The organism is Streptomyces sp. NBC_00236, assembly GCF_036195045.1.
Taxonomy (GTDB): Bacteria; Actinomycetota; Actinomycetes; order Streptomycetales; family Streptomycetaceae; genus Streptomyces.
This window is the reverse complement of record NZ_CP108100.1, coordinates 6,211,795-6,234,138: the sequence shown is the minus strand read 5'-3', so window position 1 is coordinate 6,234,138 and position 22,344 is coordinate 6,211,795. Positions and strand designations below refer to the sequence as shown.

Annotated in this window: 18 protein-coding genes; 5 read left to right on the top strand and 13 right to left on the bottom strand. The window is 70.8% G+C overall.

Annotated features, from left to right (window positions below):
- Positions 1–130 precede the first annotated feature (130 nt).
- From OG446_RS27985 to nsdA, 4 genes are all read right to left on the bottom strand, one after another.
- On the bottom strand, positions 131–2,584 hold the full coding sequence (locus OG446_RS27985; RefSeq protein ID WP_328896605.1) for a [protein-PII] uridylyltransferase: 2,454 nt from the start codon (positions 2,582–2,584) through the stop codon (positions 131–133).
- A 31-nt stretch (positions 2,585–2,615) separates the two neighbouring features.
- Positions 2,616–2,954: a P-II family nitrogen regulator gene (locus OG446_RS27980; RefSeq protein ID WP_136330688.1), complete on the bottom strand. Its 339-nt coding sequence runs from the start codon at positions 2,952–2,954 to the stop codon at positions 2,616–2,618.
- Positions 2,951–4,303 (bottom strand): ammonium transporter, encoded by a 1,353-nt coding sequence (locus tag OG446_RS27975; protein WP_328898435.1) that lies wholly within the window; start codon positions 4,301–4,303, stop codon positions 2,951–2,953. The genes OG446_RS27980 and OG446_RS27975 overlap by 4 nt, the downstream gene beginning before the upstream one ends.
- Positions 4,304–4,673: 370 nt before the next feature.
- Positions 4,674–6,149, bottom strand: coding sequence for a transcriptional repressor NsdA (gene nsdA / locus OG446_RS27970; protein ID WP_328896604.1), 1,476 nt, complete (start codon positions 6,147–6,149; stop codon positions 4,674–4,676).
- 423 nt (positions 6,150–6,572) lie between these two features.
- Here nsdA and OG446_RS27965 point away from each other — a divergent pair, with 423 nt between their 5' ends.
- Positions 6,573–7,232, top strand: coding sequence for a bifunctional DNA primase/polymerase (locus OG446_RS27965; RefSeq protein WP_328896603.1), 660 nt, complete (start codon positions 6,573–6,575; stop codon positions 7,230–7,232).
- An 88-nt stretch (positions 7,233–7,320) separates the two neighbouring features.
- Here OG446_RS27965 and ftsY read toward each other — a convergent pair whose 3' ends face one another.
- A complete protein-coding gene (ftsY, locus tag OG446_RS27960; RefSeq protein ID WP_328896602.1) occupies positions 7,321–8,517 on the bottom strand; it encodes a signal recognition particle-docking protein FtsY in 1,197 nt (398 codons plus the stop codon).
- Between the two features lie 207 nt (positions 8,518–8,724).
- On the opposite strand from ftsY, the gene OG446_RS27955 reads away from it, so the two are divergent.
- The gene (locus tag OG446_RS27955; protein ID WP_328896601.1) at positions 8,725–10,116 is read left to right on the top strand and encodes a purine-cytosine permease family protein; all 1,392 of its coding nucleotides are present in this window, start codon (positions 8,725–8,727) and stop codon (positions 10,114–10,116) included.
- Positions 10,117–10,179: 63 nt separating this feature from the next.
- Positions 10,180–11,145, top strand: coding sequence for an LLM class flavin-dependent oxidoreductase (locus OG446_RS27950; RefSeq protein WP_328896600.1), 966 nt, complete (start codon positions 10,180–10,182; stop codon positions 11,143–11,145).
- A 72-nt stretch (positions 11,146–11,217) separates the two neighbouring features.
- Here OG446_RS27950 and OG446_RS27945 read toward each other — a convergent pair whose 3' ends face one another.
- From OG446_RS27945 to OG446_RS27930, 4 genes are all read right to left on the bottom strand, one after another.
- Entirely contained in the window at positions 11,218–12,636 is a 1,419-nt protein-coding gene (locus OG446_RS27945; RefSeq protein ID WP_328896599.1) for a sugar porter family MFS transporter, read from the bottom strand.
- Positions 12,637–12,845: 209 nt separating this feature from the next.
- Entirely contained in the window at positions 12,846–16,631 is a 3,786-nt protein-coding gene (locus OG446_RS27940; protein WP_328896598.1) for an AAA family ATPase, read from the bottom strand.
- 360 nt (positions 16,632–16,991) lie between these two features.
- Entirely contained in the window at positions 16,992–17,204 is a 213-nt protein-coding gene (locus tag OG446_RS27935) for a hypothetical protein (protein ID WP_018551753.1), read from the bottom strand.
- A gap of 439 nt (positions 17,205–17,643) precedes the next feature.
- Positions 17,644–17,925 carry an acylphosphatase gene (locus tag OG446_RS27930; protein WP_026242487.1) on the bottom strand — a complete coding sequence of 94 codons (282 nt, stop codon included), beginning with the start codon at positions 17,923–17,925 and terminating at the stop codon, positions 17,644–17,646.
- Positions 17,926–18,069: 144 nt separating this feature from the next.
- Here OG446_RS27930 and OG446_RS27925 point away from each other — a divergent pair, with 144 nt between their 5' ends.
- A complete protein-coding gene (locus OG446_RS27925; protein ID WP_328896597.1) occupies positions 18,070–19,032 on the top strand; it encodes a CAP domain-containing protein in 963 nt (320 codons plus the stop codon).
- A 128-nt stretch (positions 19,033–19,160) separates the two neighbouring features.
- Positions 19,161–19,586, top strand: a complete 426-nt coding sequence (locus tag OG446_RS27920) for a winged helix-turn-helix transcriptional regulator (RefSeq protein ID WP_328896596.1) — start codon at positions 19,161–19,163, stop codon at positions 19,584–19,586.
- A 5-nt stretch (positions 19,587–19,591) separates the two neighbouring features.
- Here OG446_RS27920 and mutM read toward each other — a convergent pair whose 3' ends face one another.
- The 4 genes from mutM to OG446_RS27900 all read right to left on the bottom strand — a co-directional run bounded on the left by mutM (position 19,592) and on the right by OG446_RS27900 (position 22,155).
- Positions 19,592–20,446: a bifunctional DNA-formamidopyrimidine glycosylase/DNA-(apurinic or apyrimidinic site) lyase gene (gene mutM / locus OG446_RS27915; RefSeq protein WP_328896595.1), complete on the bottom strand. Its 855-nt coding sequence runs from the start codon at positions 20,444–20,446 to the stop codon at positions 19,592–19,594.
- An 83-nt stretch (positions 20,447–20,529) separates the two neighbouring features.
- Positions 20,530–21,351 carry a ribonuclease III gene (rnc, locus tag OG446_RS27910; protein ID WP_148021055.1) on the bottom strand — a complete coding sequence of 274 codons (822 nt, stop codon included), beginning with the start codon at positions 21,349–21,351 and terminating at the stop codon, positions 20,530–20,532.
- Between the two features lie 19 nt (positions 21,352–21,370).
- Complete coding sequence (gene rpmF / locus OG446_RS27905) at positions 21,371–21,544, bottom strand: 50S ribosomal protein L32 (RefSeq protein ID WP_003965982.1); 174 nt, start codon at positions 21,542–21,544, stop codon at positions 21,371–21,373.
- 2 nt (positions 21,545–21,546) lie between these two features.
- Complete coding sequence (locus tag OG446_RS27900; RefSeq protein ID WP_326666283.1) at positions 21,547–22,155, bottom strand: YceD family protein; 609 nt, start codon at positions 22,153–22,155, stop codon at positions 21,547–21,549.
- Positions 22,156–22,344 lie beyond the last annotated feature (189 nt).

The window sequence follows — 22,344 nt, the reverse complement described above, 5'->3', positions numbered from 1 at the left end:
GCGCTCGTCGGTCCTCAGGGTCGGGGGCGTGGGCAGGTAGTCGTCCCCCAGGGTATCCGGACGCCGGGGAACGCAAAGCCCTCGCCCGGTTTACGTGACGAACGAGGCCGGGCGAGGGGGGTGCGAGGGCTCAGCCGAGCGCCTTCTCGATCTCCCGGGCCAGCTCCGCGGCCCGCTCGGCGGACAGCGGCTCGCCCTCCGCGTCCGTGACGTAGACGGTGTCCACCGCGTTCGCCCCCAGCGTCGACACATGCGCGCTGCGCACCCGTACCGCGCTCTGTTCCAGCGCCCGGCCGATCCGGTGCAGCAGACCCGGGGCGTCCTGGGCGCGCACCTCGATCACCGTGGCCAGCTGCGAGCCGGCCGCCGCGACCGTCACCCTCGGCGGCGGGGCCTTCACCCCTCGGCGCCGAGGGTAGGCCGCCTCCCGCTCGGCGAGACGGGCCTGGATGTCCAGCGATCCGTCCAGGGCACGGACGAGGTCGGCGCGCAGCCGGGCGGCCTGGGGCAGGGAGCCGTACTCGGCCGCCACGCGCCAGCTGAGCAGGAGCAGGTCCGCCCGCTCGCCCAGTTCCGTGGGGAGCTCGACGGCCCTCAGGTCGGCGGCGCGGACGGTCAGGCGGTGCAGGGCGAGGACCCCGGCGGCGGCGGGCAGGACGCCGGGCCGGTCGGGAAGAGCGATGAGGAGTTCGACGCCGACGGGTTCGGGCCCGCCGTCCTCGTGCGGGGCCTCGGGCTGGGTGTGCAGGGCGAGGACGGGTTCGCCGGTGCGCAGGGCCTCGACGGCCAGGCGCTCCTGCTCGGCGCTGGGCGCCTCGGGCGCGGGTTCCTCGGGTGCCTCGCCGGCGAGGACGGCCGCGACGCGCTTGACCAGGTCGGTGACGAGGGAGGCACGCCAGGTGGACCAGGCGGCGGGCCCGGTGGCGAGCGCGTCGGCCTCGGTGAGCGCGTGCAGGAGCTCCAGGGTGGCGGCGCTCCCGACGGCGGTGGCGACGGAACGGACGGTCGCCGGGTCGTCGAGGTCGCGGCGGGTGGCGGTCTCGATGAGCAGCAGGTGGTGGCGCACGAGGGTGGCGATGACACCTACGTCGTGCTGGTCGAAGCCGATCCGGGCGGCCATGTCGCGGGCGATGACCTCGCCGGCGACGGAGTGGTCGCCGGGCCAGCCCTTGCCGATGTCGTGGAGCAGTGCGGCGACCAGCAGGAGGTCGGGGCGGCCGACGCGGCGGGTGAGGGAGGAGGCGCGGACGGCCGCCTCGACGAGGTGGCGGTCCACGGTCCAGGTGTGGACGGGGTTGCGCTGGGGCCGGCAGTGGACCCGTTCCCAGTCGGGCAGGAGCCGGGTGATGAGCCCCTCGGCCTCCAGCGCCTCCCAGACGGGGACGGTGGCCTCGCCCGCGCCGAGCAGGGTGACGAGTTCCTCCCGGGCCTCGGCGGGCCAGGGCACCGGCAGCGGTTTGGCCGCGGTGGCGAGGTGCCGAACGACGTGGCGGGAGAGCGGGAGCTCGGACTGCGCGGCTGCCGCGGCGGCCCTCAGGACGAGGACCGGGTCGCGTTCCGGTCGGGCGGTGCGGGCCAGCACGACCTCGCCGTCGGCCTCGACGACGCCGTCGGCGAGCGGGGTCCGGTCGTTGGCCGGGGCGCGGCCACCGCCCAGCATGGCCCGCAGCCTGGGCCGCGCCGAGCGGGCGCGCAGCACCCGGTTGACCTCGCGCCAGGTGACGTCGGTGGCGTACGAGACGGTGCGGGCGGCCTCGTACACCTGGCGCAGCAGCGCGTCGGCGTCGAGGAGGCCGAGGGCGGCGGCGACCTGGTCCTGTTCCTGGAGGGCGAGCCGGTCGGTGGCGCGGCCGGTGGTGAGGTGCAGGGCGTCGCGGGCGTCGAGGAGGACGCGGCGGGCCTCGGCGAGTCCCTCGCGGGGCGCGTCGGCGACCCAGGAGGCGGCGACGGCGCGCAGGGCGGTCGCGTCGCGCAGTCCGCCCCGGGCCTCCTTGAGGTCGGGTTCCAGGAGGAACTGGAGCTCGCCCTGGCGCTCGGCCCGTTCGCGGCAGAGCTCGTCGAGGGCGGGCAGGCGCTTGGGGGCCTGGTTGCGCCAGTCGGCGAGGATCGCGGTGCGCAGGGAGGCGACGAGACCGAGGTCCCCGGCGACGGGCCGGGCGTCGAGCAGTCCCAGCTGGACCTTGAGGTCCTCGCCGGCGGTCTTGCGGGCTTCGGCGGGGGTGCGTACGGAGTGGTCGAGGGCAAGGCCCAGGTCCCATACCGGGTACCAGACGCGGTCGGCGAGTGCCGCCACCGCTCCGGCGTCGGCGCTGCCGTCGTGCAGGAGCAGGAGGTCGAGGTCGCTGCGCGGGGAGAGTTCGCCGCGGCCGTAGCCGCCGACGGCGACGAGGGCGGCGCCCCGGACACCCGCGTGCTCGGCCGCGGCGGTGAAGAGGACGGTCAGCCACTCGTCGGTGAGCGTGGCGAGGGCCGCACGGCGCGGCGGCCCGGACTGCGCCTTCTGCTGGAGAAGGCGCAGCCGGGCCGCCGCGTAGCCGCTGGGTCCCGATTCCTCGGATTCGGTGGTCACTTCGGTGCTCGTCACCCAGCTGCCTTTCCGTGTGCGGAACAGTCGGTCAGAGTGCGTCCGGGCCGCGTTCGCCGGTGCGTACCCGGATCGCGGTCTCGACCGGGACGCTCCAGACCTTGCCGTCACCGATCTTGCCCGTCCGGGCGGCCTTCACGACGACGTCGATGAGCTGTTCGGAGTCCTCGTCCTCGACGAGGACCTCGATGCGGATCTTCGGGACGAGGTCGACGGTGTACTCGGCGCCCCGGTAGACCTCGGTGTGGCCGCGCTGACGCCCGTAGCCGCTGGCTTCCGTGACCGTGAGGCCCTGGACGCCGAAGGCCTGGAGGGCCTCCTTGATCTCGTCAAGCCGGTGGGGCTTCACGACTGCGGTGATGAGCTTCATGCGTCCACCTTCTTTTTCGTCGGGGCTGCCGTGGTGCCGGGCGCGGGGGGCGCGGGGCGGGAGGACGAACCGCCGCCCGCACCGCTGAAGTCGTATGCCGTCTCGGCGTGTTCGACCTGGTCGATACCGGAGACCTCGTCGTCCTCCTCGACCCGCATCCCGATGGTCTTGTCGAGCAGGAAGGCGAGGATCGCGGAGACGACCAGAGAGTACGCGAGGACCGCGAAGACACCGACGGCCTGCTTGCCGAGCTGGTCGAGTCCACCGCCGTAGAAGAGCCCCTTGGCGTCGGACTGGACCCCGCCGGTGGCGAAGAGGCCGACGAGGAGCGATCCGGCGATACCGCCGACGAGGTGGACACCGACGACGTCCAGGGAGTCGTCGTAGCCGAACCTGTACTTGAGGCCGACCGCCATGGCGCACAGCACACCGGCGATGGCGCCGACCGCGATGGCACCGAGCGGGCTGACCGCGCCGCCCGCCGGGGTGATGGCGACGAGTCCGGCGACGGCGCCGGAGGCGGCACCGAGGGTGGTGAAGGAGCCGTGGCGGAGCTTCTCGTAGCCGAGCCAGGCGAGCATCGCGGCGGCGGTGGCGACCTGCGTGTTGACGAACATGACCGCGCCGACGCCGTCGTCGTTGCCGAGCCACGACCCGGCGTTGAAGCCGAACCAGCCGAACCAGAGGAGACCGGCGCCGAGCATGACGAGCGGCAGGCTGTGCGGCCGCATCGGGTCCTTCTTGAAGCCGACGCGCTTGCCGATGACGAGGATCACGCCGAGGGCCGCGGCACCCGCGTTGATGTGGACGGCCGTACCGCCGGCGAAGTCGATGACGCCGAGCTCGAAGAGCCAGCCGCCCGCGCCCCAGACCCAGTGCGCGACCGGGAAGTAGACGACGGTGACCCAGAGGGTGATGAAGAGCGCCCACGAGGTGAACTTGACCCGGTCGGCGAGCGCACCGCTGATCAGGGCCGGGGTGAGCACGGCGAACATCAGCTGGAAGACGGCGAAGACGTACACCGGGATGGTGTAGCCGTCCCAGAGTTCCGTGACGCCGATCCCGCTGAGGCCGACGAAGTCCTGACTCCATCCGATGATCGAGCCGGCGTCGGTGCCGAAGGCGAGGCTGAATCCGTAGAGCACCCACAGGATCGTGACGATCCCGAGGCTGATGAAGCTCATCATCAGCATGTTGAGGGTGCTCTTGACGCGGACCATGCCTCCGTAGAAGAAGGCCAGGGCCGGGGTCATGAGCATCACCAGGGCCGAACAGATGAGCATGAACCCGGTGTTGGCGGCAGACAGCGTCGGGGCGTCTGCTGCAAGCGTCGTGATGCCTGGGGGCATCGGCGTCTCCTCGTCGTCGGTGCGGCCGCGTGCGGGGGCGGTGGGGGCGTAACCACGTGCGGGACCACTGGGGAAAAGGTGCGGGCCGGTTATGGCCATGAGATTCACCCAGCGCCGTTTCCACCGATGCCACACGATGTTTCGCCGCAGTGACTATGAGGACCGTCGTGTTACGTCCCCATGAACCGCCCGTGCCGTACCCGCGCTCGGGCCTACTCTGCGGCCGGAGCCGCATACGGTGCGGTTACGACGCTCCGGCAGGGGAACGACCACACGAACCGGCCACGACGACCACCCGCTGACCAGGCAATCGGGGGAGCCGAAGTCGGTCGGTGCGGGGTGGCCGTCGTGGCCGGGGCAGAGGTGCCGCTCAGACCGCTTCGGCGGTCTCGGGCAGTTGTTCGGTGAGGAGGTCGGTGAGCCGGGCGACCTCGGGAATGTCCCCGAAGTCCCTGGCAGCGGTGTCGACGGTCTTGCGCAGCCGGGTGTTGACCCGCTCCGAGCGGACCTTCTTGGCGACGCGCAGCGCCTTCTCGGCCAGCACGGTGGACTGCTCGGGCTCGCGCTTGAGGAGGTGGACGGTGGCGAGGCCGACCAGGTTGAGCGCGTACGACCGCTGGTGCTCGTCGTCGTCGCCGAAGAGCTCGACCGCCCGCTGCATGACGGGTTCGGCGAGCGAGGCGTACGTGGGGCTGCGGCCGGCCACATAGGCCAGGTCACGGTAGGAGTGGGAGTTCTCGCCGTTGAGCTCGGCCTCGGAGAAGAAGCGGATCCAGTCGGGCTCGGGCTCGCCGTCCATCCCCGCGTCGAGGAAGGTGTCCTCGGCCATCCGCACGGCACGCTTGCACTTGCTGGGCTGGCCCATGTTGGCGTAGGCGCGGGCCTCCATCGCATACAGCATGGCCTGGGTCCGCGCGGTGGCGCAGTCACGGCTGCCGTACTGCGCGAGGTGGATGAGTTCGAGCGCGTCGTCGGGGCGGCCGAGGTGGATCATCTGGCGGCTCATGCTGGACAGGACGTACGAGCCCAGTGGCTTGTCGCCGGCCTCCTTCGAGGCGTGCAGGGCCAGCACGAAGTACTTCTGGGCGGTGGGCTGGAGGCCGACGTCGTAACTCATCCAGCCCGCCAGTTCGGCCAGTTCGGCGGCGCAGCGGAAGAGGCGCTTCGCGGTGGCCGCCGGCTGCGGCTCCTGGAGCAGGTCGGTGACCTCGTGGAGCTGGCCGACGACGGCCTTGCGGCGCAGTCCGCCGCCGCACTGGGCGTCCCACTGGCGGAACATCGCGGTGGTGGACTCCAGCAGGTCGAGCTCGGGGCCGGAGAGGCGGGACGGGCGGCGGGCGGCCGCCTCCGACTCCGGCTCGACGGACCCGCCGGCGGTGACCGGAACCAGCCAGCGCTGCATGGGTTCGATGAGGGCGGGCCCGGCGGCGAGCGCGAGGGAGCTGCCGAGGAATCCGCGGCGGGCGAGCATCAGGTCGCTGCGGGAGAACTCACTGAGCAGGGCGACGGTCTGAGGACCGGCCCAGGGGAGATCGACGCCGGCCACGGAGGGTGCCTGATGGGCGGCGCGCAGCCCCAGGTCCTCGACGGCGACGACGGAGCCGAAGCGTTCGGAGAACAGCTCGGACAGGATGCGCGGGATCGGTTCGCGCGGCTGCTCACCGTCGAGCCAGCGGCGCACCCGTGAGGTGTCGGTGCTGATGTGGTGGGCGCCCATCTGGCGCGCTCTGCGGTTCACCTGCCGGGCGAGCTCGCCCTTCGACCAGCCGCTGCGCACGAACCATGATCCCAATTGCCCGTTGGGGCGCTTACCGGCATTCGCATCGCCTGCGCCGCTGCCACTCACTGGAACGCCCCCATCCGCCGAATACTGTCGCGCGAACCTCTATCAGAATGCCGTGAACCGATGCTGCCCGTATGCAGGTTGCCCACCATCGAACAGAAAGTCGAGTTGCCTCCGGCATACCCATGGGCGCACATACTTCCATGGTTCGTGTACCGACGGTAATCCTACGATCACCCTCTCGGCGAGGGCGTTTACAGAAACGCCACCATTCGCCACCCCTTCGAATGAACGCCACCACGGCCAGGCGCGATTCACTTGACAGACAGCGACCAGCGGTAGGCGCAGGGATGCATTCAGGGGCGCGCACAAGGTCTCGCACCCCGGGGGCGCACCCCGCGCTCACACCGGTCGCCGGGAACGGCGGAGTGTCACGTGTGCACTCCGGTTCGTAACCACTGGCGCGTTGGACCCGTTGGAGGGGGCATGGGCTTCACGATCGGCGGCATCCGTGAGAGGCGATCCGGCGTGCGGCGCCGCAGCCGTGCGGCCGAGGGCACGGCGGTGGCCGAGTACACGGGACTGTGGGGCTGGGCGGTCGTGCCCGGCGCGCGCGCCGCGGACGGCAACTGCTCTTGCGGAGAAGCGGGTTGCCTCTCCCCCGGCGCCCATCCGCTGGACTTCGCGCAGGAGGTTCCCGCCGGGGCGACACTCGACACAGCGGCGCGCGCGTGGGCCGAGGTGCCCGGGGCCTCGATGCTGCTGCCCGTGGGCCGCAGCTTCGACGTCCTCGACGTCGCGGAGCAGGCGGGGCGCCGGGCGCTGGTGCGGATGGAGCGGATGGGGCTGCCGCTGGGCCCGGTGGCGGTGACCCCGGCCGGGCGGGCGCAGTTCTTCGTCGCCCCGGGTGCGGCCTCCGAGCTACCCCGGCTGCTGTACCGGATGGGCTGGGACGACGCGGGCCTGGACCTGCGGGCGTTCGGATCCGGCTCCCACATCACCGCGCCCCCGTCCGACCAGGGCGGCCTCGGCCCGGTCCGCTGGCTGCGTCCGCCGGCCCTGGAGACCGCGGCGGCGCCCCCGCAGGCGCGGCTGCTGCTGGGCACACTGGCGTACATCTGCCACCGGCTGGCCCCCTGCGACTGACGGCAGTCCGGCAGCACGGCCGCTACAGCGAGGAGCCCGGCCGCACAGTGCGTGCGGCCGGGCTCCTCGCTGTAGCGGTACGAGGGGTTCAGTCCCCGATCAGGGCGTCCACGAACGCCTCCGGCTCGAACGGGGCCAGATCGTCCGGCCCCTCGCCGAGCCCGACGAGCTTCACCGGTACGCCCAGCTCGCGCTGGACGGCGATGACGATGCCGCCCTTGGCGGTGCCGTCGAGCTTGGTGAGGACGATGCCGGTGATGTCGACGACCTCGGCGAACACCCGCGCCTGCACCAGGCCGTTCTGGCCGGTGGTGGCGTCGAGGACGAGCAGGATCTCGTCGAGCGGTCCGTGCTTCTCGACGACCCGCTTGACCTTGCCGAGCTCGTCCATCAGCCCGGTCTTGGTGTGCAGCCGGCCCGCCGTGTCGATGAGCACGACGTCGGCGCCCTCGGCGATGCCTTCCTTCACGGCGTCGAAGGCGATCGACGCCGGGTCGCCGCCTTCGGGTCCGCGCACGGTGCGGGCACCGACGCGCTCGCCCCAGGTCTGGAGCTGGTCCGCGGCGGCGGCACGGAAGGTGTCGGCCGCGCCGAGCACGACGCTGCGGCCGTCGGCCACGAGCACCCGGGCCAGCTTGCCGGTGGTGGTGGTCTTGCCGGTGCCGTTGACGCCGACGACCATGACGACGCCGGGGGTCTCCGCGCCGCCGTCCGTCTTGACCGCGCGGTCGAAGTCGGTGCCGAGCAGGGTGAGGAGCTCCTCGCGCAGCAGCTTGCGCAGTTCCTCGGGGGTACGGGTGCCGAGCACGCGGACGCGCTCGCGGAGCCGTTCGACCAGTTCCTGGGTGGGGGCGACGCCGACGTCGGCGGTGAGGAGGGTGTCCTCGATCTCCTCCCAGGTGTCCTCGTCGAGGTTGTCCCGGGACAGGAGCGTGAGCAGCCCCTTGCCGAGGGAGTTCTGCGAGCGGGCGAGCCTGGCCCGCAGCCGTACGAGCCGGCCGGCGGTGGGCTCGGGGACGTCCAGCGCGGGGGCGGCGGGCGTCTCGGGTTCTGCGGTTTCGGGGGCCTCCCCGGGCGGAAGGCCGACCTCCTCGATGGTGCGGCGCGAGGTGTCGCGCGGCGTCTCGGCCTCCTCGCCGACATGGGGCTCGGCGGGAGGAGTGATGGTCGGCGTGCTCGACGGTGCCGGGGGCAGCTGCTTCTTCTTGCGGCTGCTGACCACGAGCCCGCTGATCACGCCGACCGCGACCAGGGCGATGACTACAGCAAGGATGACGAATTCCATAACCCACCCAGTATCGGTCACGTGCGACGGCATGCGAGGGATGCGGGGTCCGGCAGGCGGCCGCGTGCGTGTGACGACCCCCTGAGCAGCGACGCCGCCACACCCCGCCGGGCACGGCCTCTGCCGGGTACCGGGCCGAGCACCCGCGATACCCCCGCATGCGCGAGGCATGATGCACGGTATGCCGGAAAAGGTACGATCCTGGCCGTGGAGACCCGTGGGCTTGACCCCGTGCCCGACGGCGAGCGCACCGGCCGGGTCCGGTCCCTCTTCCCGACCTGGGTCGCGGCGAACATGACCGTGCTGCTGCTGACGATCGGCGCGGGGCTCGTCGTCTTCGACGGCCTGAGCCTCTGGCAGGTGCTGGTCGTCGCGGCCGTGGCACCGGCTGTCTCGTTCGGCCTGGTCGGACTGATCTCGGTCGCGGGACGCAGCGGCGGCGCCCCCGGCATGGCACTCTCCCGGGCCGTCTTCGGCCAGCGGGGCAACCTGGCGCCCGGCGCACTGATCTGGGTGGCCCGCTGGGGGTGGGAGACGCTGAACGCCGTCACCGGCGCGTACGCGCTGCTGGCCGTGCTCGGTCTGCTCTTCGGCATCCGGAGCACCTCGACGCTGATCATGGTGACGCTGATCGCCTTCGTCGCGAGCAGCTTCCTCCTGTCGGGGCTCGGCATGCGGGCGCTGCGACTGTGCTGCACCTGGTCCGCGTACCTCTTCGGAGGGTTCAGCGTGCTGGTCCTGGTGCACCTGGCCGGGGCGACGGCCTGGCCCGCGGTGCTCGACCGGCCGGCCGGTCCGACGTCGGCGATGATCGCGGGGATCGGCACCCTGGCGGCCGGCGGTATCAGCTGGGCTCCCACCGGGCCGGATTTCACCCGTTACCTTCCGCACACCGCGTCCGGGCGGGCGATGGTCGCGGCGACGGTGGGCGGTGCGGGAATCGTGTTTCTGCCGATGGTGCTGATGGGGGCGGTGATGGCGGTCGGTACGCCGGACCTCGCCGTCACCCGTGATCCGGTCGCGTTCATCGGAGTGCTGCTGCCCGACTGGATCTCTGTTCCGTATCTGGCCGTCGCCGTGCTCGGCATGGTGCTGATCAACGCCATGTCGATGTATTCAGCCGGATTCACCGCACAGACCCTGGGATTCATGATCCCGCGCGCCTGGGCCGTCGGTGTGAATGCCGCGATCAGCCTGTTCCTGGGGTCGCTGCTGATGCTCGTGGCGAGCAGTTTCGTCGATTCGTTCGTCTCCTTCCTGAATCTGCTCGCGGTGACGTTCTCGGCCTGGATCGGCGTCTTCGGCGTGGATCAACTGCGGGGGCGCACCTACGACCCGGAGGCGCTCATGGACACCACGTCCACCAGCGCCTACTGGTACACGGGCGGCTTCGCGTGGACCGCGGTGGCTGCCTGGGCGGTGGGCCTGGTGGTGGGGCTGCTGTTCACCGGCGTGGAGTGGTTCACCGGTCCGCTCGCGACGACCTGGACGGGGCGCAGCGGGCTCGGCTGGGCGGTCACGATCCTCGTCTCCGGCGGTCTGTACGCGGCACTGCCGCGGCCCGCCGCACGCCGGGCGGCCACCCCCCTACACTTCTGACGCTACGTCAGCTAAGGTCCGGCCTCGCCCAGCCCGCCCGGCAGGACCCAGGGGGACAGCGTCATGGCCTTCACCGTCGTCCGGTTCAACCTCGTCGATCCGGCAGCCACACCGGATTCCCTCTCGGCCCGCTACCGCGCGGCGCTGGACATGGCCGCGTACGCGGACGAGCACGGCGTCGACACCGTACAGACCGAGGAGCACCACGGCGCCGCCAACTCCTGGCTGCCGTCACCCTTCACCTTCGCCGGGGCCGTCTTCGGGACGACCCGCCGGATCGCGGTCACGGTCTCCGCGGTCATCGGTCCGCTGCACGATCCGTTGCGGCTCGCCGAGGACATCGCGGTGCTCGATCTGCTCAGCGCGGGCCGGCTGGTGACGGTCGCGGGGATCGGCTACCGGCCCGAGGAGTACGAACGGGCGGGCGTCGAATGGGGCAGGCGGGGCCGGCTCCAGGACGAGGTGCTGGAGACCCTGTTGAAGGCGTGGACGGGCGAGCCGTTCGAGTTCCGCGGCCGTACGGTCACGGTCACCCCGCGTCCGTACACCCGCCCGCATCCGCTGCTGCTGGTGGGCGGCAGCTCGCGGGCGGCGGCGCGGCGGGCGGCCCGGCTGGGGCTGCCGCTGTTCCCGAGCGCGCATCTGCCGGAGCTGGAGGCGTACTACCACGAGCAGCGCGCGGAGCACGGTACGGAGGGCTTCTGCATGATGCCCTCGGCCGAGACACCTCTGCTGCACGTGTCCGAGGACCCGGACCGGACCTGGGCCGCGTACGGGGAGCACTTCCTGCACGAGGCGCGCACGTACGCCTCCTGGCAGTCCAAGGACATCCGTTCGGCCGTCCGCTCGGCGGCGACGACCGTGGCGGAGCTCCGGGCCGAGGGCGTCTACCGGATCGTCACACCGGAGGCCTGCGCGGCTCTCGCCGGGGAGCTGGACAGCCTGGTGCTGCACCCGCTGTGCGGCGGCATGCCGGTCGAGGAGGGGTGGCGCAGCCTGCGGTTGTTCTGCGGGGCGATCGGAGGGTGAGGCGCGTACGGCCCCGGTTCGCGGATGCGAGCCGGGGCCGTACGTTTTTCGAGGAGAGAGGGGCAGCGGGGGTTAGCCCATCTCCTCCAGCGCCTTGCCCTTGGTCTCCTTCACGAACTTGATGACGAAGGGGATCGAGAGCGTGGCGAAGCAGGCGTAGATGATGTACGTGCCCGACAGGTTCCAGTCGGCGAGGCTCGGGAAGCTCGCGGTGATCGCCCAGTTGGCGATCCACTGCGCGGAGGCGGCGACGCCGAGTGCGGCGGCGCGGATCCGGTTCGGGAACATCTCGCCGAGGAAGACCCAGACCACGACGCCCCACGAAAGGGCGAAGAACAGCACGAAGACGTGGGCGGCGATCAGCGCCACCAGGCCCTGGGTGTCCGGCAGTTTGCCGTCGACGAGGTCGGCGGAGAAGGCCCAGGCCTCGAAGGCGAGGGCGATGGCCATGCCGCAGGAGCCGACGAGGGCCAGGGGGCGGCGGCCCACCCGGTCCACCAGGACCATCGCGATCACCGTACCGATGATGTTGATGATCGAGGTCGTGAACGAGTAGAAGAACGAGTCGGTCGGGTCGATGCCGACCGACTGCCACAGCGTCGCCGAGTAGTAGAACGCCACGTTGATGCCGACGAGCTGCTGGAACACCGACAGACCGATACCGACCCAGACGATGGGCAGGAAGCCGAAGCGGCTGCCGAGCAGGTCCCTGAAGCTCGACTTGTGCTCGCGGCGCATAGCCGTCTCGATCTCGGTGACCCGGGCGTCGAGGTCGATGTTCTTGCCCTCGACCTCTTCGAGGATCTTGCGGGCCCGGTCCTTCTTGCCGACGGAGATCAGGAAGCGGGGCGACTCCGGGATGGCGAACGACAGCAGCCCGTAGAGCACCGCGGGCACGACCATCACGCCGAGCATCCACTGCCAGGCTTCCAGGCCGCCGATCTTGCCGCGCTGGTCACCGTCGGCGATCTGCAGGATGCCGTAGTTGACCAGCTGGGAGATGGCGATGCCGATGACGATCGCCGCCTGCTGGAAGGAGCCGAGCCGGCCGCGGTAGGCGGGCGGCGAGACCTCGGCGATGTACGCCGGGCCGATCACCGACGCCATGCCGATGGCGAAGCCGCCGATGATGCGCCACATCGCCAGGTCCCAGAGCGCGAACGGGAGCGCGGAGCCCACGGCGCTGATGGTGAAGAGCACCGAGGCGATCTGCATACAGCGGATGCGCCCGATGCGGTCGGCGATCCGGCCCGCCGTGGCGGCGCCGATCGCACAGCCGATCAGGGCGATGGCGATGACCTGGGCGAGCGTGCCGGAGCCGATGTCGTACCGGTCCCGGATCGCCTCGACGGCGCCGTTGATGACGGAACTGTCGTAGCCGAAGAGGAAGCCACCCATCGCAGCGGCAGCCGTGATGAAGATGACATGGCCGATGTGTTCCGGATGGGCCGCCCGGGCTCCGGACTCTGGTCCCTGCGATGTGCTGGTCACGTGAACTCCTGGGGCCTGGCCGCAACGTCAGGCGTGGGGGGTGAGCTCTTCTTAGTGGCGCACAACTTCAGACCTGCCACCACTTGAAGGTAAAAACGACGTTGCAGAGACTATTCGTTCAAGTTTTGAAGTCAATCTCGCGGACTGACCAGACATCCACCCAGGAGCGCCCAAAAGGTACGTTGAAGTCTTGAAGATTAGGTAAAGACTCAGCGCAGCCGCTGACTGATCACCTTGGACACGCCGTCACCCTGCATCGAGACGCCGTACAGCGCGTCGGCGACCTCCATCGTCCGCTTCTGGTGCGTGATCACGATGAGCTGCGAGCTCTCCTGGAGCTCCTCCATGATCCGGATCAGCCGCTGGAGGTTGGTGTCGTCGAGCGCCGCCTCGACCTCGTCCATCACATAGAACGGGCTCGGCCTGGCCTTGAAGATCGAGACCAGCAACGCCACGGCCGTCAACGACCTTTCGCCGCCCGACAGCAGGGAGAGCCGCTTGACCTTCTTGCCCGGAGGCCTGGCCTCGACGTCCACGCCGGTCGCCAGCATGTTGTCCGGATCGGTCAGGACGAGCCGCCCCTCACCCCCCGGGAAGAGGCGCGAGAAGACGCCCTCGAACTCCCTGGCGGTGTCCTGGTACGCCTCGGTGAAGACCTGCTCGACCCGCTCGTCGACCTCCTTGATGACCTGCATCAGATCGGCCCGGGTCTTCTTCAGGTCCTCCAGCTGCTCGGAGAGGAACTTGTGCCGCTCCTCCAGCGCCGAGAACTCCTCCAGAGCGAGCGGATTCACCTTCCCGAGTTGCTGATACGCCCGTTCGGCCGACTTCAGCCGCTTCTCCTGCTCGGCCCGGACGAACGGCTTCGGCTGGTTCCGCGGGTGCTCCGGATCCTCCGGCAGCTCCTCGCCCTCGGCCGCCGGGGACGGCGGTACGAGCTGGTCCGGTCCGTACTCCGCCGCCAGACCGGCGGGCTCCACACCCAGCTCCTCCAGGGCCTTCGCCTCCAGCTGCTCTATCCGCAGCCGCTTCTCGGCGCCGAGCACCTCTCCCCGGTGGACCGAGTCCGTCAGCTTGTCGAGCTCGCCCTTGAGCTCGCGGCCCCGGTGGCGTTCGGCCGCCAGCTCCCGCTCCCGCTCGGCCTTCGACGCCTCTGCGGCGGCCCGCTCCTCCTGTGCTCGTACGACGGACACCTCGACGTGGGCGAGCAGCTGACGGGCGCCGGACGCGACGGCCGACGCCACCGCGGCCTCGTGGCGCAGCCGGGCCCGGCGCTGCTCGACGCGGGCGCGTGCCTCACGTTCGGCGCGGGCCCCCCGGTCGAGGGAGTCGGCGCGGCCTGCGAGGGCCTTGACCCGTTCCTCGTGGGTACGGACCTGGAGCCGGGCCTCCATCTCGGTCTGGCGGGCGTTCGCACCGTCGGCGGCGAGCCGGTCGCGCACGGCGGTGTCCGGTTCCTCGTCCGCACCGTCCTGCGCCGCCTCCTCGGCGACCAGCAGCCGCTCGGCCAGTTCCTCGGCCTCCTGGGTCGCCCGCTCCAGGGACTCCTGGGCGCGGGCGGCGGACGCGGTCATCCGCTCGGCCTCCCCGGCGGCGCCGCGAGCCTGTCCGGCCAGCCGGCCGAGCTGCTGGGCCACCCCGGACTTCTCCCGCTCCGCGGCCCTGCGGCGCTCCCCCAGCTCCTCGACGAGCGCCGCGCAGTCAGCGCGCCGCTGTGCCGCGTTCCGCTGCGTCCCGGCCAGCTCCGCGCACCGCACGGCGAGTTCGGCGAGCTCCGCCGCGGCCTCGTCCACGGACGCCCGGACCTCCAGGAGGCTGGGCGCCCCCGCCGAGCCGCCGTGCGCGAAGTGGGCGGAGAGCACGTCTCCCTCGCCGGTCACCGCCGTCAGTTCCGGGTGGGCGGCGACCAGGTCCTCGGCGTCCTCCAGCGTCCCGACGACCACCATGTCCCGCACCATCCTGCGGACCGCGGCCATCAGTTCGACGGGACCGCTGACGAGGTCGGCGACGGCGGGGGCGGACAGGCCGGTGAGGGCCACGGCGACCGGACGCCCGGCTCCCTCGGCCGTACGCCCGGCTTCCTCCGCCTCGGCCGAACGTCCTGCCCCCTCGGCTTCGACCGCTCCGCGAGGGGCGGGGGGCGCGGTGACCTCCGGGGGGCGCGGTGCGGGTTCCGCGCTCTGCCCGGGGACATGGGCGGCGCCGGGCCCCTGACCGGGCACCTGCCCCACGGCTTCGGAGCCGCCGCGGCCTGCGGCTGCCGGGCGCGCGTCGCCCCCGCTGCCGAGCAGAAGGGACGCGCGTCCCGCGTCCTGCTTGCGGAGCAGCCGGATCGCCTCCGCCGCCGTGGCCGCGTCCGTCACCGCGACCGCGTCCGCCGCCGCGCCCAGCGCCGCGGCCACCGCGACCTCGTGGCCCGGGGCCACGGTGAGCAGTTCCGCCGCCGGTCCGAGCAGCCCGGTGAGCCGGTCCCTGGCGCCGAGCAGCACCCCCGTGCCGTCCTTGCGGCGCAGCCCGAGGGCCAGGGCGTCATGGCGGGCCGCGACCGCCGCGCGCTCGCGTTCGGCGGTGGTGAGGTCGTCCCGAGCCGCGGAGAGAGCCCCCTCCGCCTCCTTCAGTTCGCGCCGGGCGGCCTCGTGTCGCTCGCCGAGCTCCGTGTCCCCTGCGTCCAGGCCGTCCACCTCGGCCTTCAGCTGCTCGTACTCCTCCTGGGCCCGGGCCGCCCGCTCCTGCGCCTCGTCGCGCGAGGCTGCCAGCCGGTCGATCTCCGACTGCGCCGAACCGGCGCGGCTGCGGGCCGCGTTGACCTGACCGTTCAGCCGGGCGAGCCCTTCGCGGCGATCGGCGAGCGCGCGGGCCGCGTCCTTGAGCCTGCGTTCCTCGGCCGCCAGTTCCCGTTCCAGTTCGGCCCGGTGGGACGCGGTGTCCTCCAGCGCGTGCTCCGCCGCCTCCAGCGCCGCGGTCAGCTCCGCCTCCTGCTCACGGATCCGGGCCGCCTCGCGCTCCATGTCCTCGGGGTCGCGTCCGCGTCGCTCCTCCTCGGGCGGCGCGGTGGCGCTCTTCACCCGGGCGTCGGCGAGCGAGACGGTGCCTCGTACGCGTTCGGCCAGCTGCGACAGCTCGTACCAGGTCTGCTGGGCCCGCTGGAGCCGGGGCGTCAGCCGCCGTACCTCGCCCTCCAGTTCGGCCTCACGTCCGAGAGCCGCCTTCAGTTCCGCCTCGGCCGCCTCGCGGCGCTGTTTCAGCGCCGCCTCGTCGGCGATCTCACTGCGCAGGGCGGTGTGCAGACGCACCAGGTCGTCGGCGAGGAGGCGCAGCCGGGCGTCGCGCAGATCGGCCTGGATGACGGCGGCCCGGCGAGCCACCGCGGCCTGCCGGCCGAGCGGTTTCAGCTGCCGCCGCAGTTCGTCGGTGAGGTCCTGCACGCGCGCCAGGTTCGCCCCCATCGCGTCCAGCTTCCGCAGCGCCTTCTCCTTGCGCTTGCGGTGCTTGAGGACACCGGCGGCCTCCTCGATGAAGGCGCGGCGCCCCATCGGGTCCGCGTGGAGCACGGAGTCCAGCTGCCCCTGGCCGACGATGACGTGCATCTCCCGGCCGATACCGGAGTCGGAGAGGAGTTCCTGGATGTCCAGCAGCCGGCAGGTGTCGCCATTGATCTGGTATTCGCTGCCGCCGTTGCGGAACATGATCCGAGTGATCGTCACTTCGGCGTACTCGATGGGCAGTGCGCCGTCGGAATTGTCAATGGTCAGCGATACTTCGGCCCGGCCGAGCGGCGGCCGCCCGGTGGTACCGGCGAAGATCACGTCTTCCATCTTGCCGCCGCGCAGGGATTTGGCGCCCTGCTCCCCCATGACCCAGGAGAGCGCGTCCACCACATTGGACTTGCCCGACCCGTTGGGGCCGACCACACAGGTGATCCCGGGTTCGAACCGCAGGGTTGTGGCGGAGGCGAACGATTTGAAACCACGCAGGGTCAGGGCCTTGAGATGCACGCCGCCGGACTCTACCTTTCGCTCTCGGTTTCGCTGATGAAGGTGCAGGGCACATCAGACGGTAAGGGAAGGGGTGTACGTCCGGGGCGGGACGGGCGCGGTTCGGAGGGGAAAAGAAAGAAGGGACGCCGAAGCGTCCCCTGCAAATCTTGTGCAATGCTACTGCTGGATCTCATGCAGTGTCGTATCGACGGATCCGCCGCCTCCATGAAGGTGCGGAAGGCGCGCGTGCCCGGATCAGTGACGAGGCCCATGAAGAAGCAGATCAAAAGCGATTGATCTTCAATGATCCGGTGACGATCCGGCGATGATCCCGTGCGGCTGACGCGTGCAGCCCGACCGGCCCCTGGGGGCCATCGGTCAGGTCAGCGCCGGCTCCGCCTGAGGTACGTCGATGTCGATGCTGTCGAGCAGCGACTCTTGGTGCTGGGCGGCGGCGTTGAGCGCGTCGTTCTCGTCCTGAATCCGTACGAGCTCGGACTCAAGATCCTGGACGCGCTGCTGAAGCCGTCGCATCTCGGCGAGGAGTCGCGGATCGGAACCGCCGACGTAACCGAGAAGCGCCTTTGCCATGATGGATGGTCCTCCACACTGAGTGACCGACCGATGCGGTGTGGGTCGTGAGGGAATCGCACCCGCGGTGCTCGGCAGTGCTCTGTGTTCACTGCTGTTCTGCTGCCAAACAGCTCTGCCGAACAGTTAAGGTGCGCGGGGATTTCAGCGTCTCACCAAAAAGTTTGACGGTCAACACGATCACACCCTGTAGAGGCGGGCGTCCCGGGGGCGCGCGGCTTGACGATCATGCGGCGCGACTCTCCAGCGGGGCCCTCAGGGGCACGGAGATCATCCTTACTGCCGCAGCCTGGCACGGCAACCGAATCTTGGCAACCACCGGGTCATTCCGCAGGTCATTTCATGTGTACGCATGACCGCACCCTTCACAGTCACCCCCCGCCGCGCCTCGAACACGGCCCGAACACGAGCCGTGTTCCTCCCCCGTCCGGAGACCGGATCAGCGGATCGCGAATCCCTCGTATCCACCCCGCGGCGTGTCCCAGATCTCAGTGACTCCGTCAACGCGGCCGGGTGTGTCGTCCGAGCGGAGCCAATCCAGCAGCCGGTGGCAATTCTCACGCCGCCCTTCGGCCACCACCTGCACTCTGCCGTCGTCGAGATTGAGCGCGAATCCGGTGAGGCCGCCGATCTCCAAAGCGTTTGCCCTGGTGAACCAGCGGAACCCTACTTGCTGTACTCGGCCGCGTACCCAGGCGGTGAGCCGTACATCTTCGTTCATGCCCGAACGCTAACCGGCCAATTGCTCTCGGAGCACTTCTCGCCGAAACGCGATGGCGTACAGTCCCCTCGCAATAGCTTCACTCGATCGGGTGAGCCAGGGTGCGCCGACAACGGCGTCCAGATCGTCAGAAGGGCACAGCAGATGGGACGTCATCGACGCTCCGCCGCAGCTCCCGCCGCCGAACAAGCCGCGGAGGGAACCGCAGGCCGGAACCGGGGGGCGCGCCGCAGGAAGCGGTCCGGCCTGCCGGTACGTACGGGACTGATCGGCGTCTCCGCGGCCATGGCCGTCGGAGCGGTGGCGGTGGCCTCCGGACTCGTGCCCGGCGGCGACACCTACAACGTGGGTGGCGGCCCGGCCGCCGACCAGGTGCGCTCCGAGGGGGCCCCGGACCTTCTGACACAGGGCGGCTCCACGACCGCTCCCGCCGACCGCGGTTCCGCCTCGACCCCGGCCAGCCGGGGCACCGAGCGCCCCGAGGCGCCCACGAAGTCGGCCTCCTCCAAGGCCGGCACGCCGTCCGCGTCCCCCTCGAAGACGTCCGAGCCGACGAAGACGAAGGAGGCGGCCACCGCCACGGAGCAGGCGCGGCGCTCCGCCTCGAAGACCACCTCCGCCGGAACCACGAAGAGTTCGGCGCCGGCTTCCGCGTCGAGTCCGGCCAAGCCGACGGCCAAGCCCTCGACCTCCGCGCCGGCCGCCCGTAAGACGACCGCACCGGCCGCCGCCACCTCGGCCCAGGCCGCCGTCCTCGCCCTGGTCAACCAGGAGCGTTCCAAGGTGGGCTGCAGCCCGGTGACCGCGAGTTCCTCGCTGGCCTCGCTCGCCCAGAGCTTCAGCGACGACATGGCCGCCCGCGGGTTCTTCGACCACACCGACCCGGACGGACAGTCCCCGTGGGACCGTGCCGCGAAGGCCGGCGTCACGGGTCTCGGAGGCGAGAACATCGCCCGCGGCCAGGCCGACGCCGAGGCCGTGATGGAGGCCTGGATGAACAGCGAAGGCCACCGCGCAAACATTCTCAACTGCGACTACAAGACGCTCGGCGTCGGTGTCCACTTCGGTTCCGGCGGCCCCTGGTGGACGCAGGACTTCGGCTTCTGAGGTTCCCGGGGCGGCCCCTGAGTGCCGCCCCTCCCGGGCCACCACCCACTCCGGCCCCGTACGCCCCACTGCTTTCCACGGGATTGCGCAATCCCGTGGAAAGCGCTGTGCGGGCGTACGCTGGTTTCATGGACGCGACAGACCTCGGCGGCAGCACCCCGGACGTGGACGGCCCGAACAGCAGCCTTCCGTTCGACGTCTTCTCCAAGCAGTGCCCTTCGCGCGGCACCCTGGAGCATGTCACCGGCCGCTGGGGCAGTCTGACGCTCGGCGCGCTGTACGAGAGCAGCCTCCGGTTCAACGCGCTGCGCCGCCGGATCGACGGGGTGAGCGAGAAGATGCTCTCCCAGACACTGCACGCGCTGGAGCGCGACGGTCTGGTGCACCGCGAGGCCCAGCCGACCAATCCGCCGCGCGTCGACTACGAGCTCACGCCCCTGGGCCGGCAGGTCGCCGAACAGCTTCGTGGACTGATCCAGCTCGTCCAGGGCCGGATGTCCGAGGTCCTGGTGGCCAGAGAGCGTTACGACGAGGCCCACGCAAGCCGGCCCTGAAGCCCCTACGCGCGCGGCGGGCGCTGGCAGCGCGGGCAGAAGTAGCTCGACCGGTTCATCCAGGCGCGGCGCCGGATCGGCGTACCGCAGCGGTGGCACGGCTCGTCCTCGCGGCCGTAGGCGTCGAGCGAGCGGTCGAAGTAGCCGGACTCGCCGTTCACGTTCACGTAGAGGCTGTCGAAGCTCGTGCCGCCCTGTGCCAGCGCCGCGTTCATCACGTCGCGGACGTGGCCGAGCAGCTCGGCCGACTTGGGGCGGGTCAGGGTGGCGGTCGGCCGGTCGTAGTGCAGCCTGGCGCGCCAGAGCGCCTCGTCCGCGTAGATGTTGCCGACCCCGCTGATCAGCGACTGGTCGAGCAGGGCGCGCTTGACCGTCGTACGGCGCAGACGCAGCGCGGTGTGGAACGCGTCGTCGTCGAAGGCCGGGTCCAGCGGGTCGCGGGCGATGTGCGCGATGGTGTCGGGCAGTCCCTCGGCGGTGTTCTCGTGGAGGGAGAGGCCGCCGAAGGTGCGCTGGTCGACGAAGCGCAGCTCGGTGCCGACGGCGTCGTCGAAGCAGATCCTGATCCGCAGATGCTTCTCGTCGGGTGCGCCCCCGGGCTGTACGAGCAGTTGGCCGCTCATGCCCAGGTGACCGAGGAGCGAGGTGGCCGCGTCGTCGAGCGGCACCCACAGATACTTGCCGCGGCGCATCGCCGTCCCGAGACGGACACCACCCAGCCTGGCCGCGAAATCCGCACCGCCCGCGAGATGCCGGCGGACCGCACGGGGATGCAGGACCTCGACCTCGGAGACCGTGCGCCCGGCGACCCATCGCTCAAGCCCTCGCCGGACGACTTCCACCTCGGGCAGCTCGGGCACGGTTTCGCTCCTGGATCAGTGGTCGAGTCGGGTGCGGACAGAGAGAACCCCCCGGTGCGCTGGGCATCGGGGGGTTCTCGGGATCAGGCAGGAGCAACGTCCGTGGACGCCGGGTCGGCAGGGGTGTCGGCGGCCCCTCCGTCGGCAGCGGACTTCTCCGCGGCCTCCCGTGCTTCCGCGGCGGCGCTGATCTCGCGCCAGGCGGATTCTGCCGCCTGCTGCTCCGCTTCCTTCTTGCTACGGCCGGTGCCGGTGCCGTACGAGACACCACCGACGCGAGCAGCAGCAGTAAAGGTCTTCTCGTGGTCCGGGCCGGTCTCCGTGACGAGGTACTCGGGGACTCCGAGGCTCTCGCTCGCGGTGAGCTCCTGGAGACTGGTCTTCCAGTCCAGGCCGGCACCGAGGTTCGAGGACCTGTCGATCAACGGGTCGAAGAGCCGGTGAACCAGCTCCGAGGCCACGTCGAGGCCCTGATCGAGATAGACCGCACCGATCACCGCTTCAAGGGTGTCGGCGAGGATGGACGCCTTGTCCCGGCCACCCGTGCCCTCTTCACCGCGGCCGAGCCGGATGAAGGAGCCGAGTTCGAGGCCGCGGCCCACTTCCGCAAGCGCACGCGAGTTGACCACCGCGGCCCGCAATTTGGCCAGCTGGCCTTCAGGCAGGTCGGGGTGAGTGCGGTACAGCGTGTCCGTGACCACCAGGCCGAGCACCGAATCCCCGAGGAATTCGAGCCGCTCGTTGGTGGGCAGACCGCCGTTCTCGTACGCGTACGAACGATGGGTCAGCGCACGCACCAGAAGGGCGGACTCGAGGTGGTACCCGAGCCGCCCTTCCAGAAGCGTGTGGGACGAGGCTGTGTTGACGTTGTCTGCCTGCTTCTTGGCGTGGGACAACTCAGACATCGGGCCTCTCACCAGCCGCTCAGACCTCGAGGACCTGGCGCTTGTTGTACGTGCCGCAGCTGGGGCACGCGATGTGCTGCAGCTTCGGCTCCTGGCAACGCTCGCACGAAACCAGGGTGGGGACCGCAGCCTTCCACTGCGACCGGCGGTGGCGCGTGTTGCTGCGCGACATCTTCCGCTTCGGAACAGCCACGGCTACTTCTCCTGCTTCTCGTCGACGCCGGGATCGGCGCCGCCCATGTTGTCCTTCTCGCCGTCCTGAACGGTCTCGGCGAGTCCTTGCAATGCCGCCCATCGAGCATCGACGACATCGTGGTGGTGGCCCGGATTCTCGTCCAGCCTGATTCCGCATTCGGAACACAGGCCGGCACAGGTCTCCGTGCACACCGGCTGCATCGGCAGTGCGAGCACCACCGCATCACGCAGCACTGACTCGAGGTCGAACAAGCCGTCCTCGAGGAAGAACCTGTCCTCGTCGTCCTCGGCGTCGTCGACCGGGTCCGCGGTCTTGCTGCGGTTCCGGTCATCGGCGTCAGGGTACGAGAACATTTCCTGGAAGTCCGCCTCCACCTGAAGGCTCAGCGGCTCCAGACACCTTACGCACTCCCCCTCGGCCGATGCACGGGCGGTGCCTGTGACAAGCACACCTTCCATGACCGATTCGAGGCGGACGTCCAGCTCCACCGGTGCGCCTTCCGGTACACCGATGACCCCGTCGATACCGAGATCCTTGGGGGCGTCCGCCGAGCGGGTCAGCCGCTTGAGGGCACCGGGACGCCGACCCAGCTCGTGCGTATCGAACACGAGAGGGTTTCGGTGGTCGAGGTGGCCGTTCAGGGCTTTTCCTGCTTTCGAATCATGCGCATCACGCGTGGTGGGGGTGGGCCGACCGGTTCGGAATCGAAGCGGGCAGCCGGGATCGCGGACATACGCGCGACCGAAGAGCCAGGATACTGGACACACCGCCCAGCTCCCAATCCGCCCCTGATCCGG